At 52.7% G+C, this 15,936-nt stretch carries 13 protein-coding genes; 3 read left to right on the top strand and 10 right to left on the bottom strand.

The genetic code is table 11. From position 1 onward, the window contains the following. Window positions 1-28 precede the first annotated feature (28 nt). Window positions 29-1,048, bottom strand: coding sequence for a DctP family TRAP transporter solute-binding subunit (locus BMX91_RS03275; protein WP_092049903.1), 1,020 nt, complete (start codon window positions 1,046-1,048; stop codon window positions 29-31). Between the two features lie 198 nt (window positions 1,049-1,246). Here BMX91_RS03275 and BMX91_RS03280 point away from each other — a divergent pair, with 198 nt between their 5' ends. From BMX91_RS03280 to BMX91_RS03290, 3 genes are all read left to right on the top strand, one after another. Continuing rightward, window positions 1,247-2,440, top strand: a complete 1,194-nt coding sequence (locus BMX91_RS03280) for an aminotransferase class I/II-fold pyridoxal phosphate-dependent enzyme (protein ID WP_092049905.1) — start codon at window positions 1,247-1,249, stop codon at window positions 2,438-2,440. A 397-nt stretch (window positions 2,441-2,837) separates the two neighbouring features. Next, window positions 2,838-4,010, top strand: a complete 1,173-nt coding sequence (locus BMX91_RS03285; protein WP_177168245.1) for a hypothetical protein — start codon at window positions 2,838-2,840, stop codon at window positions 4,008-4,010. A gap of 15 nt (window positions 4,011-4,025) precedes the next feature. Next, complete coding sequence (locus tag BMX91_RS03290; protein ID WP_092049907.1) at window positions 4,026-5,261, top strand: metal-dependent hydrolase family protein; 1,236 nt, start codon at window positions 4,026-4,028, stop codon at window positions 5,259-5,261. A 487-nt stretch (window positions 5,262-5,748) separates the two neighbouring features. On the opposite strand, the gene BMX91_RS03295 is transcribed toward BMX91_RS03290, so the two are convergent. The 9 genes from BMX91_RS03295 to BMX91_RS03335 form a co-directional block, all read right to left on the bottom strand. Next, window positions 5,749-6,285 carry a DUF1643 domain-containing protein gene (locus tag BMX91_RS03295; RefSeq protein WP_177168246.1) on the bottom strand — a complete coding sequence of 179 codons (537 nt, stop codon included), beginning with the start codon at window positions 6,283-6,285 and terminating at the stop codon, window positions 5,749-5,751. Window positions 6,286-6,352: 67 nt separating this feature from the next. Continuing rightward, the gene (locus BMX91_RS03300) at window positions 6,353-7,246 is read right to left on the bottom strand and encodes a serine hydrolase (protein ID WP_092049911.1); all 894 of its coding nucleotides are present in this window, start codon (window positions 7,244-7,246) and stop codon (window positions 6,353-6,355) included. 53 nt (window positions 7,247-7,299) lie between these two features. After that, complete coding sequence (locus BMX91_RS03305; protein WP_092049913.1) at window positions 7,300-8,424, bottom strand: M20 family metallopeptidase; 1,125 nt, start codon at window positions 8,422-8,424, stop codon at window positions 7,300-7,302. 58 nt (window positions 8,425-8,482) lie between these two features. Continuing rightward, window positions 8,483-9,874 carry a YfcC family protein gene (locus BMX91_RS03310; RefSeq protein WP_245744221.1) on the bottom strand — a complete coding sequence of 464 codons (1,392 nt, stop codon included), beginning with the start codon at window positions 9,872-9,874 and terminating at the stop codon, window positions 8,483-8,485. A 214-nt stretch (window positions 9,875-10,088) separates the two neighbouring features. Next, window positions 10,089-11,270: a thiolase family protein gene (locus BMX91_RS03315; protein WP_092050765.1), complete on the bottom strand. Its 1,182-nt coding sequence runs from the start codon at window positions 11,268-11,270 to the stop codon at window positions 10,089-10,091. 36 nt (window positions 11,271-11,306) lie between these two features. Further along, the gene (locus BMX91_RS03320) at window positions 11,307-11,837 is read right to left on the bottom strand and encodes a TRAP transporter small permease (RefSeq protein WP_092049915.1); all 531 of its coding nucleotides are present in this window, start codon (window positions 11,835-11,837) and stop codon (window positions 11,307-11,309) included. A gap of 24 nt (window positions 11,838-11,861) precedes the next feature. Then, window positions 11,862-13,181, bottom strand: coding sequence for a TRAP transporter large permease (locus BMX91_RS03325; RefSeq protein ID WP_092049917.1), 1,320 nt, complete (start codon window positions 13,179-13,181; stop codon window positions 11,862-11,864). 82 nt (window positions 13,182-13,263) lie between these two features. Beyond that, window positions 13,264-14,397, bottom strand: coding sequence for a TRAP transporter substrate-binding protein DctP (dctP, locus tag BMX91_RS03330; protein WP_177168247.1), 1,134 nt, complete (start codon window positions 14,395-14,397; stop codon window positions 13,264-13,266). A 44-nt stretch (window positions 14,398-14,441) separates the two neighbouring features. Beyond that, window positions 14,442-15,920 carry a class I adenylate-forming enzyme family protein gene (locus BMX91_RS03335; RefSeq protein WP_092049921.1) on the bottom strand — a complete coding sequence of 493 codons (1,479 nt, stop codon included), beginning with the start codon at window positions 15,918-15,920 and terminating at the stop codon, window positions 14,442-14,444. Window positions 15,921-15,936 lie beyond the last annotated feature (16 nt).

Raw genomic sequence — 15,936 nt, forward strand, 5'->3', positions numbered from 1 at the left:
GATTCCGCCGGTCAGGCGGCCTGTTTATTCACCAGCCGGAAGCGGCACGGTACACGTCCATCAGTTCGCTTCCGAAATGTTCCTTCTCCCATTTGTCATAGACCGGCAGCATGGCTTCACGGAACGCTTCCGTATCGACATTGTCGTTGATTTCCATGCCCCGTTCCTCGAGCGTATCGAGGTATTCCTGTTCCATCCCGTCATTCCGCTCACGGATTTCATTCGAGATCCTGTCCGTCTCGGCCAAAATGATCTCCTGGTCTTCAGGGGAAATCGATGCCCATGTCTCGTCATTCACGAACAGCATGACCGTGTTATAAAAATGACCGGTCAAAGACAGGTAGTCCTGCACTTCATCAAACTTCGGGGCGACGATATTCGCCAGAGGGTTTTCCTGCGCATCCAGAACCCCCTGCTGAAGCGCTCCGTACACTTCGCTGAATGCCATCGCAGTCGGCAACGCGCCGACCTGCTCGAATGCGTCAATCCGCAGACTCGACTGCGCCACCCGGATCTTCATGCCCTTCAGGTCTTCCGGATTCACGACGGGCCCATCATTGTTGGTCAGATGCCGCTGCCCCCATTCCAGATAGCCGATTTTCTTGAGGCCATATCCTGAGACGATTTCGCCGAGGTAGTCACCGAATTCACCATCATAGGCGGCACGCGCATGCTCGGTGTCCTTCCACATATAAGGCAAATCCTCGATGGCCATCCGGATATCCATTGATTGCATCGTACCGACCATGATTGCGGCCGAATCCATCGAACCGATCTGCACTTGCTCGATCATCTCGGTTTCAGAGCCCAACTGGCTGTTCGGATAAAGGTCAAATGCCACGCGCCCTTCTGTCTGCTCCTCGACATTCGCCGCCATTTCCTCAATCAGCTCCGCGGCAGGTGTATCCAAAGAGATGGCATGACCGAACTGCAGGCGGACCTGGTCGCTGTCGGCTTCCGCCTGGTCGGATTGGCTGCAGCCTGCCACAAGCACAGTTAATGAAAGAACGGCCGTTATCCAAGCAAATCTAAGCTGTTTTATTTTCATCCTGACTCCCTCATCACTATTAATAGATTGAAAATCCGATTTTCTCTTTCTTCTGCATATAATATATATTAGTATTTGTGTATACTTATAAAACTTTAAAACAAGGTTACTTGACCCAAAATTGATTGTCAATTCGTTTTTATTAAAAAACCACAGCTTTCAACAAGGAAATAAAAACTGCGGAAGGTCGGATTTCAAATGAAGGATAAACTGCACGGATTAAACGAGAAAGCGCTGGAAATCAGCACACCCGGCGTACGGGTATTTGCAAACAGGGTGGCGCAGATTCCCGACGGGATCAACCTGACGATCGGTGAACCGGACTTCGCGACACCGGAGCGGGTCAAGCAAGCTGCGATCAGCGCCATCAATGACAACCGGACCGGCTACTCACACAATGCCGGTCTCCAGGCACTGCGCGAAAGCGTATCGGCATTTTTCAATGAGAAATACGGGTTCCACTACGATTCTGATACTGAAATCGTCATTACCAACGGGGCGAGCGAAGGAATCGACTCGACACTCCGCACATTATTAAATGAAGGCGATGAAGTGATCCTTCCCGCCCCGATCTATTCCGGGTATGGGCCGGTTATTCGTTTGGCCGGGGCAACACCTGTTTACCTGGATACATCCGAAACCGGTTTCCAACCGGATGCTCAGGCTTTGGAGGCGCTGATCACCTCCCGCACAAAAGCGGTGATCTTCAACTACCCTTCCAACCCGACAGGCGTCACCCTCACTCGCGAAGCGATGGATGGGTTGATCGGGGTCCTCAGCAAACATAAATTGTGGGTCGTCTCAGACGAGATCTACAGTGAAAACACCTACGGAGACGGCCATATTTCCTTTGCCTCCTACCCCGAGATCCGGGACAGGCTCATCCTGATCCACGGCCTATCCAAATCACATGCCATGACCGGGTGGCGGATCGGATTTACGCTGGGATCTCGGGAGATCATGGAGCAGATCCTGAAAGTCCACCTTTCCAGCACGATCTGCGCTTCCCTGCCGGGCCAGTATGCCGCGATCGAAGCGCTCGATCACTGCAGGGATGCACCGGGAGAGATGAACAAACAGTATATCGAGCGCCGTAACTATGTCATGGGCCGTCTCCGGCAGATGGGGCTCGAAGTCGAACAACCCGACGGGGCTTTCTATCTGTTTCCATCGATTAAAGGGACCGGCCTGACTTCATATGAATTCGCCGAACAGCTGCTGGACCGTCAACATGTCGCTGTCGTACCGGGCAGCTCGTTCACATCTTACGGCGAAGGCCATATCCGGATCTCCTATGCCAACTCCATGGAGAATCTGGTGAAAGCCATGGACCGGATGGAAGCTTTTGTCCGGGAACACTCGTTGTCCCAATTACATCATTCCGGGATGTAATTTCGTCATTCGTGACCGCAGTTTCGTCATTTGACCTTTTCCCAGAAACGACTGACGAAATCAATCTCTTTATTTAAATCAGAAAGCGGCATCGGATGGATTTCCGGTGCCGTTTCTTCTGTCTCTATAATTGGCAGCTATTGTCACAAAAAAACATTGAAAGCGCCTCCACTATTCTTTCTAAGAATAAATATTGTTTTACTTTCAAACTCTTGCTTATCCTCTAACCCTTTGAACAGCAAGACTTTTCACTCCGCTCATTAAAAACATATATACAAAATCCGATATATTTCTAAAAATTCTATTGACTATTCTTCCTTATTTTCTGTAGAATCAGTTCATTGAATAAGCCAACCCGGTTGGCGCAATGAATTTAGTTTGGAAAGAAGGACTCATTATGTCAGAAATCATACACTCTCCACTTGTTGCCACTGTACTCGTTTTTGCACTGATCGCATTCGGTGAGTGGCTCTCAATCGTATCGCGTGCACGCGTTCCGATGCTGCTGACCGCCATGGTCGGCTTCATGATCCTCACCTGGACGGGCATCTTCCCGGAAAATATTCTGGAAAGCTCCCAGTTCGCCGCGCTTGGCGCCATTCTGATCGGGCCGGCCATTGTCCATATGGGGACACTCATCCCGATGAAGGTCCTCAGGGAGCAATACCGCGCGGTCGTGATCTCGTTGGCCGGCGTTGTTGTGGCAGCCATCCTGATCTTCACAATCATTCCGTTTGTCTTTAACTTCGAGACAGCGGTAGCGGGCATGGGACCGATCAGCGGCGGCGTGGTGGCGATGATCATCACGACCGAAAAACTGAAGGAATTGGATCTTGGAACGGTTGCCCTGATCCCCGCACTGATCGTAGCGTTCCAGGGCCTGATCGGTATGCCGCTCGCCCTGAACTTCATGCGTTCCTACGCTAAACGGCTGCTCGGCAAAATCGATGACGGTACATTTACGCCGATGAACGCCCAGCTTGTAGAAGAACTTGAGGAAACCAAGAAACTCGGGCCGGTGCGCTCCAGTATGACAATCCGGCTGTTCCTCGTCTTCGTTGTCGGGGCGCTTGGCGTTGTCCTCGGTTCTATCACACCGATCAACTATAGTATCTGGTGCCTCGTGTTCGGTATCATCGGCGCAAAAATCGGCTTCCTCGAGCAGGAATCCCTCGTGAAGGCGAACTCGTTCACACTGACACTGGTCGGCATCATGTTCGTCGTTATTGGTTCCATGGCAGGTGTCTCCCCTCAGGATGTCATGAAGCAGCTTCCGGCAGTTGCTGCGATCATCATCCTCGGAACAGCCGGAATCGCGCTCGGCGGATATGTAGGCGCGAAACTCGTCAAATGGGATCCGCTTAAAGGGATGCCGGTTGCACTCACGGCACTGTTCGGCTTCCCAGGGGATTACCTGCTGTGTGAAGAAGTCGCAAGAAGCACGGCCCGGACAAAGGATGAGGAAAAACTCATCTTCAACGAATTGCTGACCCCGATGCTGATCGGCGGATTTACGACGGTCACCGTTGCCTCGGTCTTCATCGCAGGCATACTCGTTTCATTCTTATAATTGGAGGAATTCTTAATGACTACGACCATCATCGAAAACGGACAAATCATCGACGGTACCGGCAGCGAGCCGCGCCAGGGAATCGTTGTCGTAAAGGACAACAAAATCGACTACATCGGGGACGCTTCGGGCTATTCGAGAACCGGAGACGAGACGGTCATCGATGCGGAAGGCAACACTGTCCTTCCGGGATTCATCGACACGCACGTCCATATGATGTTTGAATACGCACCGCTCCAGCAGCGGCTGACGACACCATTCAGCTACATGTTCTATCAGGCGATGGCGTACATGAAAACGACACTCAACGCTGGCGTGACCAGTGTCCGGGATGCACTCGGGACCGACCTCGGCGTCAAGCGCGCCATCGAAGACGGGCTGATCCAAGGACCGCGAGTCCAGGTCAGCATCAATGCCCTCACCATCACAGGCGGCCACGGCGACGGTATGCAGCTGAACGGCGATGTGTTCGACATCTCTCCTTCCGGCTACCGCGGCATGCCGAATGGAATCGCTGATGGCGTCGATGAAGTCCGCAAGAAAACACGTGAAATGCTGCGTGCCGGAGCGGAAGTCATCAAAGTACATGCCACAGGCGGCGTCCTCAGCCCGACCGATCACCCCGAGTTCACACAGTACTCGTTCGAGGAACTCTCGGCAATCGTCGAAGAAGCCCGTTTCCGCAATGGCGTAAAGGTGATGGCCCATGCCCAGGGCGCGGAAGGCATCAAGAACGCAGTACGTGCGGGCGTCCACTCCATTGAACACGGCATCTATCTGGATGACGAAGCGATCGAACTGATGAAAGAAAACGGAACATATCTCGTACCGACCTTGCTGGCTCCGGTCGCCGTTCTGGAAACCGCGGAAGAAGTCGGCATGCCTCAGTCGGCCTTCGAGCAATCCGCCGAAGTCATCGAAGCCCATCAAGCCAGCTTCGCAAAGGCCTACCAGGCAGGCGTGAACATCGCGATGGGCACCGACGCCGGCGTATTCAAGCACGGCACCAACTTGCGCGAACTCAGCCTCATGGTCGACTGCGGCATGACCCCGATGGACGCCATCGTCGCCTCCACCAAGTCTGCTGCAGCATGCATGGGCTGGGAGGACAAAGTGGGTACGCTCGAAGAAGGCAAGCTTGCAGACATCATCATTGCAAAAGGCAACCCGCTGGAAGATATCAATTCCCTATCCAATCCCGACAACATCCTGACTGTCCTGAAAGACGGGGAATTGGTGAAGGGGCAGTAAGTTTTCGAATAGAAATACGCGCACCTCTCGGGAGATGCGCGTCCGGCTGCAGACAAGGCGAAGAAATTCGCTTTGTCTGCAGTTTTTATTTAGTGTCCCACTTACAACCACGCGTTGCCCTCCCGCTTCTTATCTTCCACTTCCCGGCTCAATGTTAGTTTCCCTTTTTGACTGTAATACCTGGACCAGGTGGCGATGGTTTGGTCGATGTGGCGATAGGCAAACTCATGGACGTGATCGGCATCCGGATCGCGCTCCCAGGAGATGATGAAGTCGTGGCCGTCTTCGCGTTTATGAATGTTGATGTAACAGATTCTGTACAGCCACTTGGCCTTGTCACTGTCGACCCAGACCCAGTCTTCTTCCCAGTCATTTCCCTGGTTGATCCATTCGCCTGTTTCTTCGCGCTTGCTCCTTCGGAAAGCTGTTCGTTCATCCGCCCGATTTGCATCAGGAAACGGATAATCGGATTGCGTTTCATGACCGGTCAGCGTCTATATTCAATGAGGGGCGTATTGGACTTTAAGAAGAGCGGGTGCTTGGGCATTCCGTTTTTTGTTGTCCCCAGGCAGAACGGTGTTTTTCCGGCTTCCCGAATCATATCGAGGACCACCTGATCCCTTCCTTCCTCTCCGCCATGCTGCCCCCACGCAACAATGACTAGCCGGGCGTTTCCGATCGCATCCGCCAAGTGCTGGTCATTCTGGGGATGATGACGGTCATCCGAGCCAAAAAGCACTTGAGGACTTTTCGTCCTGAATGAATAGAGATTGACGACTTCAAGGGCCCCGAAGCCCTGGTGCTTGGCAATGTTCATGCACTGGTTCATCGTCGAGTCAGGCTTTCCCGCATCCGCCGTGCTCGGATTCAGCATAATGAACAGGCACTCGGGCTTACCTGTCTCCCAAGTCACGCTTAGCCGGTATCGGTGTCTTCCCGTATGGTCAACCATTACTAGGACATTTTCATCTTTAGGCCAAACCCCCGATTCGATCCGCACATCCTCTTCTGTCCAGACGACCATCTCCATTCCCCTTTCCACTATCAAAAAGAAGCAGCCATAGCAGCTGCTTCTCCAGTTATATGATTTGTCACTCCGTGAAATGCTGATAGGCAGCTTCGGCAATACGGGCGATCATCGCTTCCCCGCCTTGGGTCGTCTCGTTTCCCGCTGAGAAAATGCTGATGATGAGCGGCCCTTTTCCGCCGGGCAGCTCGATAATGCCGGAATCATTCACAGCGGAAGCGATCGTGCCGGTTTTATGGGCGACACGCGTTCCTGAAGGAAGTCTGGCAGGGATTCTGTCATTCAGCTGCTGTCGGTAGAGAATGTCGAGGACCGCCTCCGAAACCGCTGGATTGATAAACGCCCCCTCTGCCAGTTTCACCAGCAGGCCCGTCATGGTATCGGGTGTGCACACGTTGTTTTCCTGGTCCTTCCTCATCACCCAATTTCCCCGCCCGGGATCTTCATCCACGTCCAGCTCCAGCCGCTCCGTTAGCTTCTTCCAAGATTCCTCGCTGTAGGGAGCCGGCTCCATTCCGACCGCAAGGCTCAGCAGTTCCCAGCAAGAGTGCACGATAGAGATATTTTCAGCACCGAGCCTTCTCATCGTATCCCCGACAGCATCCTTTCCGAGCATCCCAAGAAGGACATCGGTCGCCATGTTATCACTCACGATCGTCATGAGGGTCGCCAGGTCTTTGATCGTTACCGGCAGGCCGGGGTCGAGCTCCTGCAATATGCCCGAACCCGGCACCCGGTCCTCCTCTGTGAGTGCGATTCGTGTCGTCAGGTCGATCTGGCCTTCATGCACCTGCTCGAACAGCGTGAGCACAATCGGCACCTTAAACACGCTCGCCATCTGGAACGGTTCATCCGCACGGATTCGCACTTCTTCCCCTGACTGGAGGTGCTTGATCGATACTCCGAATGTAGCATCTGTTCCTTCCAATATTCTCTCGACTTTCTCCTGCAGTTGCATAGTGCCTCTCCCCTTTTCAGAACAAAGGGCGCCCACCTGGACGCCCCTCTTTATCAGATTTTCACCAGCATCTTCGCGAAAATTGCTGCGCGTTTCGGAATCTCACTGATGACAATATGTTCATTCCGGGCGTGGATGCCGACCCCGACTGCTCCAAGGCCGTCGATCGTAGGAATGCCCATCGCCGCAGTGAGGTTGCCGTCGCTCACGCCGCCGACGGATGTTTCTTTAAGTGGCACGCCGATTTCCGCTCCGGCTTCCTTTGCCAGCCGGAACAGTTCCGCCGTACCTCCCGTCCGCTCCATTGGCGGACGGGAAATGCCACCTCCGACTTCAAGTGTCGTCCTTTCCATGAAGGGCTCAAGCCCTTTGATGATCCCGTCGATGCGCTCCTGTTCCGCAATCGTCGTCGCCCGTACGTCCACGCCGATTTCCGCCTGGTCGGAGACAACGTTCAGCTTGCCGCCTCCCCGGAACATCCCGACGTTCAGTGTCGTTCCTTTATCGTAATCAGTCAGCGACTCCAAGTATTCCGTTGCACGGGCCGCCGCGCGGATCGCGCTCGCCCCTTCATGATGGTTGTTCCCTGAGTGTGCCGACTGTCCGGTAAAGCGGATCGTATAACGGGCCGATCCTTTCCGGGCTGTCTTCAGCGCGCCGCTCCCGACTTCCGGTGGTTCGGTGACAAGCACCGCGCTGCTTCCTTCGGCTACGCGCCGGATCACATGACGGGACACCGGGCTGCTGAGCTCCTCCTCGCTCGTGAACAGATGGACGACCTTCTTATCAAGAGGCAGACCGAGCTCCTTCACCGCTTTCAGAGCCCACATCGCCTGGACGAGGCCGCCCTTCATATCAAGGATTCCGGGTCCATATGCGAGATCGTCCTCTACCCGGTATTCAATCTCACCCGGATCCCACACTGTATCAAAGTGCGACAAGATGAGGATCGTCTCTTTCCCGTCCCCGTACTCGAACTTCAGATGATCTCCGTAGTCAGCCTCCGGAATCACTTCCGCCCGTTTCCCGAAATGTCGCTCCAGAAGCTCCTGAATCCTCTCCCCGCACCGGTCGCTCCGTTCCTTATCCAAAGAAGGGGAATCCGCCTCCACCAGGTAACGGATATCCTCCAGGATGTCTTCGCGGTGGTCTTCCATGAACTTCAGCACATCATCCATTCCGATCACTCCTTTTAAAATCGAACAGGGAGAACGAAGACCGTCCTCCCCTAATCTCTTATTGATAGCCCGTCATGACGGCAACTGCGACCATGATAATTCCGACAACCGTCCACATGAGAACGAGCGGCAGGACAAACTTGAACCATTTCGAATACGGGACCTTACCGACGGCAAGGACCGCCATCAGGACACCCGAGGTCGGCGCGATGATGTTCGTCGTCCCGTCACCGAGTTTAAATGAGAGCACTGCCGTCTGGCGCGTGATATCGAGCATGTCCGCAAGCGGCACCATGAACGGCATGACGATTGCAGCCTGTCCGGTGCCGGATGTGATGATCAGGTTGAAGAGCAGGTTGAAGATGAACATCGCTTCCGCAGCCAGGAACATCGGCAGCTGCGCCATCGGCTGGAAGGCCGCGTTGACAATTGTGTCGAGCACCTTCCCATTTTCGAGGACGACCACCACCGCACGGGCAAGGCCGATAACAAGCGCACCGTAGACGATGCCCTGGGCTCCCTTGATGAACACATGAACATATTCATTCATCCGGATACCGCCGACAAGCGCTGCCGCTATTGACATCATGATGAAAATACCGGCGAGCTCATTCGTGCTCCATTCAAACTGGAACACCCCAAAGATGAAGGTTGCCATAAAGGCGAGCGCTGTCAGCAGGACGAGTTTGTGCCGCCCCGTAAACGGCCCGAACTTCTCCCCGGACTCCTTCACCGGCTCCCCGGTCTCCTCAAACGACAACAGGCTCTTTGAGCGGTCCTTGTTAATGCGTTTTACATACAGCAAGATATAGGTCATCGTGATCGCCAGGAGAATAAAGAAGGCGATCAGTCGGAGGTGCCAGCCGGAAAACAGCTCGAGCTCCGCAATCGACTGCGCAAGTCCGGTGATGACCGGGTCGAACGTTCCCGTAGCAACCCCAACGTACTGCCCGAGGTACACCATTGCAACCCCGACGATCGGATCAAGATTAAGCGCCCTCGCCAGCACGATGCCGATCGGGATAAACGCAATGATCGCATTGCCGCTGATGCCGACAAAATCCAGCACGGCAAATATCGCGATAAACGCGGCAACCAGCAGATACTGCTGGTTTTTCGTCCGGCTGATCAGGGCGTTGACTCCAGAATTGATCGCCCCGGTGTGCTCGATCACTCCGACCGCGCCCCCAATGATCAGAACCATGAAGATGATCGGAGCGGAATCAATCAGCCCCTGCTGGATCGACGTGAATGTCGACAGCAGTGAGGTCGGCTCATTTTCAATCCTTTCGTAAGTGCCTTCGATGACCACATTGCGGCCGTCCACTTCTTCCCGCTGGAATTCCCCCGCGGGCAAAATATACGTCATCAGTACTGCCAATACGAGAATCCCGAAGATGATGACAAAAGCATCCGGCATCTCAAAACGCCTTTTTTTCTTTTCAGTCACGCTAGTTCCCCTCTCTTTCTTAACAAGCCCATGCAACGCTTCAACCAGTGAATTCGGCAATTAAAATAGCAGACGGCTTACATGATTTTACCGGCATAATTCGACAAGAGTCAATGGAATTTTCCGATACTGAGTATTCTCAATTAAATTCCGATGTAAAATTCATACAAAAAGAAGGCCGGCTTGATTCGCCGAACCTCCTGAACTGAACGCATTAATATTCCTGGTTTTCAATCACCATAGAGACCCCTTGCCCGCCGCCGCAGCAAAGACTGGCCAGCCCATAGCGCTTCCCTTGCTCCCTCAGTTCATAAGCAAGAGTAAGCAACAGCCTCGCTCCGCTGGCTCCCACAGGATGGCCCAGTGCAATCGCTCCGCCGTTGACATTCAGCCGGTCCACCTCGAAGCCGAGTTCTCTCTGGACGGCCAGCACCTGTACAGCAAAGGCTTCATTGATCTCAATCAGATCGATATCAGACATCTCCAGCCCTGCACGCTTCAGTGCCTGCCTGGTTGCTGGAACGGGACCGATCCCCATGATCCTAGGATCGACTCCGCTGATTCCCCAGGAAACGACTTTTGCGAGAGGCTTCCTTCCATGCCGTTCAACGAGGACATCATCTCCCATGACTAGGGCTGCGGCACCGTCATTGATTCCGCTGGATGTGGCTGCCGTTACACTGCCATCTTTTTTGAAAGCGGGCCGGAGTTTTTTCATCTTCTCCAGATTGGCATCAGGTTTAATATATTCATCTTCTGCTAGAAGAAATTCTCCGTTCTTCCCCCCGACCGGGATCATTTCTTTATTAAAACGTCCTTTTCCTTGTGCTTCAGCCGCCCTCTGCTGGCTCATCAGCGCAAATTCTTCCTGTTCACCGCGGCTGATCTCATACTTCTCTGCCAGGTTTTCAGCAGTGATGCCCATGCCAAGACCGATGTAAGGGTCCGACAATGTGCTGCTCAGCACGTCCTCAAAATGCGGAACGCCCATTTTGATTGTTTTAAAACGAAGGTCCCTCACGACATGAGGAGTCATCGACATGTTTTCTGCGCCGCCCGCAATCACCCCATTCGCTTCATCCAGCCGGATGGCCTGTGATGCACTGATGGCAGCCTGGAGTCCCGAGCCGCACAGCCTGTTCACCGTCAGTGCCGGTGACTCTTGAGGCACGCCGGATTTCAGTGCCACATGGCGCGCCAGATACGGAGCATTCTCACTTGAATGAATGACGTTACCGAAAAAAGCCTGTTCCAGCTCCTCAGCTGGAATTCCGGATCGCTCAATCGCCGCTTTAGCCGCAACCGCTCCCAAATCCGACACTTCAATATCTTTCAGACTTCCTCCGAATGAACCGAAGGGTGTCCTCGCACCATCCAAAATATAAACATTCTTCATTGATGATTCCTCGCTTTTCATTTATATTCTTCAGCCTCAGAGATCCAGTTCTGTCGTCTCAAGAACCGGCTCTTTCTGACCGAAGCTCTTGATGATCAGAAAGAGAATCTCAATAGATAGCAAAAGGAATCCGAGCGGGATAAAGTACAGGATCGGATAATAGGGGACAATCCCGCCCTTCATGCTGAAGCCAAGCTGTTCCCGCGTGCCGGCAAGTGCATATTGCCATCCGTAAAAAGTCAGCAGACCGAAAAGAACAAGTTCAATCCCCATCATGAGAATGGAGATATTCCGCTGTGAAATCTGTTTAAGACGTTTCGTGAACATCTCAAGCTTCGGCATGATTCCGGAGCCGTACGCGTAGGCCAGTGCCGGAAAGAACGCCAGCGGCATCAGAAAATACTGGGTGATTTCATAACTTCCGAATACACTGGAGCCCATCAGATTTCTGGTCACCACATCAATGACGATAAACGCCATCATGATAAATATTGTCGTTCCGCTAAGCAGCAGCCCAGCATATTTCACATAATGAAAGGCACGATAAGCCTGATCGACAGTGCGCATAATCTTCCTCCTCTCCTAAAGCTGTCACATCAGATTAGGCAGCCAGGTCACCATCGCCGGGAAGGCAATCATCAGACTGCACACCACCAGTGCCAGAACAACTGCGAAGATCATCGATCTGCCAAACAGTCTTTCAATCGAAATCCCTGTTACCCCAGAGACCGCGAATACACTTAAGCCGACCGGAGGCGTAAGCAGTCCGATTGTACAGATAACGGATACCAGAATGCCGAACCATAAAATGTCCACGTTGATCTCTTGGACAATCGGCAATAGCACAGGAGTCGCCATGATGATAACCGCACCGCCCTCGATGAACATAAATAGGATAAAGTAAATCAGGGACAGCAAGACCAAAATGAGAACCGGATATTCAATCATCGGTCCCAGCGCATTGATCAACTCTCTCGGCAGCTTGGATACCGTTATAAACCTGCCGAAAATCTGTGCGGTCACCATGATCAGCAGCACCATTGATGTAATCTTGACGGTTTCCGTAATCGACTCGACATAGAACTTCTTGTTGACCTTGCCCAGTACAAGCGCAGTGAGGAAGCCCAAAAATGCGCCGACTGCCCCGGCCTCGGTTGGAGTGAAGACCCCTGAGTAGATACCTCCGAAAATGACCGTAACAATTACGGCACCGACCAAGACGACAAACCCTGCACGCAACGGGGTCAGTGGCTGGATTTCTCCCGCCTCAATCTCTTCATCCACTTTAGGCAGCGGCTTTCTCTTGTCCGTCTTATGGAAATAGAGCATAACCCCGATAATCACGATCGTCATCATGATGCCCGGAACAATCGCTGCAATAAAGAGGGATCCGATCGGTGTTTCTGTCACAACACCGTATAGGATCAGAATGATGCTCGGCGGGATGATTCCTGAAAGTGACCCGGCAGCTGCAATCGTCGAGCCGGCCGTTACGTCCCGGAAGCCGTGCCTCCGCAGTTCCGGTACCGCGACCTGGCCGAGCGCTGCCGATGAACCCGTCGTTGAGCCTGAGACGGCTCCGAGAAATGCCCCGATAATGACTGTGAGCGCCCCAAGAAATCCGGATTTCCCTTTTGAAAACTTATACACTAGGGCGTACATATCCCTGACGATACCCGACTGGACGATGAACTGCGCCATCAATACGAACAGCGGGATGGTTGTCAGTGTGTAACTGGCAACCACTTTATACGGGTTGCTCTGCAGAAACGATGTGATATAACCTGGCCCCTCCAGCATGATGATGCCAATGACCCCCATGCTCAACAGAACGGCGTGAATATGCATGCCTGCGAACAGAAGCACAAGGAACAAAACCAGCATGATGATATAAAAAATCCCAAGGCTCATCTGAACACCTCTTTTCTATCTTGTTTAGCTTGTTTAGGAAAAGAGGGAGCCCCGGCTCCCCCAGATTCCCCCTTACGATTGCTTATTCCAGTTCCATGATGGCTTCAGGAACAGTCCCGCCCTGTTCGATTACCAAATCCCTCCAAAGAATAGCCATTTCCTTGCCGGGCTGTCCATTCCCCTCCAACTCTTCAATCCACTCAATCCAAGTGTCTTCAATCCCCTGAACAAGCAATTGCTGTGCCTCTTCATCAACATCGTCCATTTTTTCAAAGACGGCTCCATTCGCTTCGGCTTCCGTACGGATTTTCTCTGCGCGATCCATCCAGACCTGAGCGCCTTTCGGAATCTGTTCATACGATGCTTCTTCCATGATTTTCTGAATATCTTCAGGAATAGAGTTCCATGTTTCTTCGGTCATCGCCCACATACCCGCGAAGTGGCCCAGATTCACACCTTCAAACGTATAATTGAAGACTTCCTGCATCCCGTACCCTGTCCAGTCCGCAACACTGAAGAAGCTGCCGTGGAACGCACCCCGGTTAATCGCGTCGAACATTTCAGTGGACGGCATCGAGATGGAACTGATGCCTACATTGTTTGCAAAGATCTCATGTACGCGTGTCGGAGATCGCAGAGAGAGCTTCTTTAAATCTGCTGCCGTGTCCAAAGCTACATCTTTGGTGGAAATGACATATTCAGCAGTTGTCGGAGTCGCGAACACCTTCAGTCCACGGCTGCTGAACTCCATTTCATTGAAGGTTTGGCCGTCTGCCAGCTCATGATCGCTCTTGACCAGTTCGCCGTATGCCTTGGTTGCGATCATCGTATCGGATTCCAGCAATGGCAGCATCGTCACTTCGCTGAGCGGAAAACGTTGAGGGTCATACTGCGTCCAAAGAGGAGCGGCAATATCGATGGCCCCGTTCTCCAGCGCTTGCAGTTCTTCGTTGATCGGAATCAGTTCCTGGTTGGCATAGTGCTCGAATTCCACACGGCCGTCTGTCCGTTCCTCAACTTCCTCCATCCACGGCACGAAGTATCCTTCCCACCAGCCATTGGCCGTACTGAGCCCTGAAGATAATGTCAGGACAATTTTTTCATCACTTTCTGCTGAAACGGAATCCGCTGAGTCCGCTCCGCCCGACTGTTCCACACAACCTGCAGCAACCAAAGAAAACATGAGGAGTACTCCCCCGAGTGACCACTTTTTCAAATTCTTCACGCCCCTTTTCATTAGTTAAGCGCTTACATTTAAAGTCAGACCATGACTTCCTTCAGTTTCGCTTTCATGATTTTCCCCGAGTTGGTCTTTGGGAACTCTGCAACCACCCTGAACTCCGAAGGCACTTTATAAGACGCCAGCCGCTCCCTGCAGAAGTGCTCCAGCTTTTCAACAACCGATTCACCATAGCCGTCCCTGAGGGTCAGCACGGCGACCACTGTTTCCCCTTTTTCGGGATGCGGGGTTCCGATGACTGCAGCTTCGAGGATGGCCGGATGCATATACAGCACTTCTTCCACCTCACGCGGATAAACGTTGAAACCTGAGCGGATGATCAGATCTTTTTTACGGTCGATGATATAGATATAGCCCTCGTCATCCTTCATGGCGACATCACCTGTTTTAAACCAGCCATCCCGGAACGCTTTCCGGTTTTCTTCTTCACGTTTGTAGTATCCTTTCATCACATTCGGCCCTTTGACAACGAGCTCACCTGGTGTGCCAGGCGGAACTTCTTCAAACCCTTCACTCATGATCTTGACCTGAACGTCCTCGATCGGTAGCCCGACGCTTCTCAGCTTCTTTTTTCCGACCGCCGGATTCATGCAGACGACCGGTGATGTTTCCGTGAGTCCATACCCTTCAACAATTTCAAAGCCGAATCGCTCTGTCCACCGCTGAAAAATTTCTTCAGGCAACGGCGCGGCCCCGGTATAGGTCAATCTCAGCTTCAGGTCGTAATCGACCAGAGCGGGTTCGTTCAGGATATAGGTGATCATCGTAGGCGGCCCAAAAAAGTAGGTAATGCGCTTTTTTTCCATTTTACCGAGTGTCTCGACAGTCGACTTCCAGCGTTTCAGCAAGTAACAGTAGCCGCCGCTGATAAGGGTCGGATTGAGCAGATTGCTCTGGGCGGCGATATGTGTGAGCGGCGCCACAATCAGCGTCCTGTCCCGATCAGTAAGTCCGAGATTGCGTCCGAACACATCCGCATTGATATACAGATTGTCATGCGTCAGAACGGCTCCTTTTGGAACGCCTGTTGTTCCGGATGTATAGAGTATCGTGCAGTCTTCCTGATAATGGTTACCAGGGGCGGCACCTCCCTGATCGATATAGCGGTCAAAGTCCGGACCGGTCACGATCAGTTCCACCGGCCAGTCAAGTCCGCTGTTTTTCACTTTCTCCACGATCTTGATTTCCGTGATGATCAGTTTCGGCCTGCAGTCATTTAAAATGACGCCATACTCCCTGGAAGCAAGGGAAGGATTGACCGGTACATTAATGACGCCTGCACGCATACTTGCGTAATAGCTAATGACCAATTCGGGACTGTTCTCCAGGATGATGGCCACCTTGTCTCCCGGACCGATCCCCCGCTCCATGAACCGGTTGGCCAGTTTCTGTATACGTTCATTTAGCTGCCGATAAGTGAGCTCTCCGGTATCCCACCCGATCGCAGGACTTTCGGGACGGTGTTCAGCATGTTTCTGCAGTTTAAGATCCAGGTTCACTCTTTTCACTCCTTAT

It is taken from the genome of Bhargavaea ginsengi, assembly GCF_900109165.1.
GTDB lineage: Bacteria > Bacillota > Bacilli > Bacillales_A > Planococcaceae > Bhargavaea > Bhargavaea ginsengi.

What these genes read in the sequence shown, in the direction of transcription:
- BMX91_RS03295 (WP_177168246.1), bottom strand. Translation starts at nt 6,285, where the DNA reads ATGGTCGTCTGGACAGAAGAGGATGTGCGGATCGAATCGGGGGTTTGG.
- BMX91_RS03325 (WP_092049917.1), bottom strand. Translation starts at nt 13,181, where the DNA reads ATGAGCCTTGGGATTTTTTATATCATCATGCTGGTTTTGTTCCTTGTG.
- BMX91_RS03290 (WP_092049907.1), top strand. Translation starts at nt 4,026, where the DNA reads ATGACTACGACCATCATCGAAAACGGACAAATCATCGACGGTACCGGC.
- BMX91_RS03305 (WP_092049913.1), bottom strand. Translation starts at nt 8,424, where the DNA reads ATGGATGATGTGCTGAAGTTCATGGAAGACCACCGCGAAGACATCCTG.
- BMX91_RS03315 (WP_092050765.1), bottom strand. Translation starts at nt 11,270, where the DNA reads ATGAAGAATGTTTATATTTTGGATGGTGCGAGGACACCCTTCGGTTCA.
- BMX91_RS03280 (WP_092049905.1), top strand. Translation starts at nt 1,247, where the DNA reads ATGAAGGATAAACTGCACGGATTAAACGAGAAAGCGCTGGAAATCAGC.
- BMX91_RS03300 (WP_092049911.1), bottom strand. Translation starts at nt 7,246, where the DNA reads ATGCAACTGCAGGAGAAAGTCGAGAGAATATTGGAAGGAACAGATGCT.
- BMX91_RS03320 (WP_092049915.1), bottom strand. Translation starts at nt 11,837, where the DNA reads ATGCGCACTGTCGATCAGGCTTATCGTGCCTTTCATTATGTGAAATAT.
- BMX91_RS03275 (WP_092049903.1), bottom strand. Translation starts at nt 1,048, where the DNA reads ATGAAAATAAAACAGCTTAGATTTGCTTGGATAACGGCCGTTCTTTCA.
- BMX91_RS03285 (WP_177168245.1), top strand. Translation starts at nt 2,838, where the DNA reads ATGTCAGAAATCATACACTCTCCACTTGTTGCCACTGTACTCGTTTTT.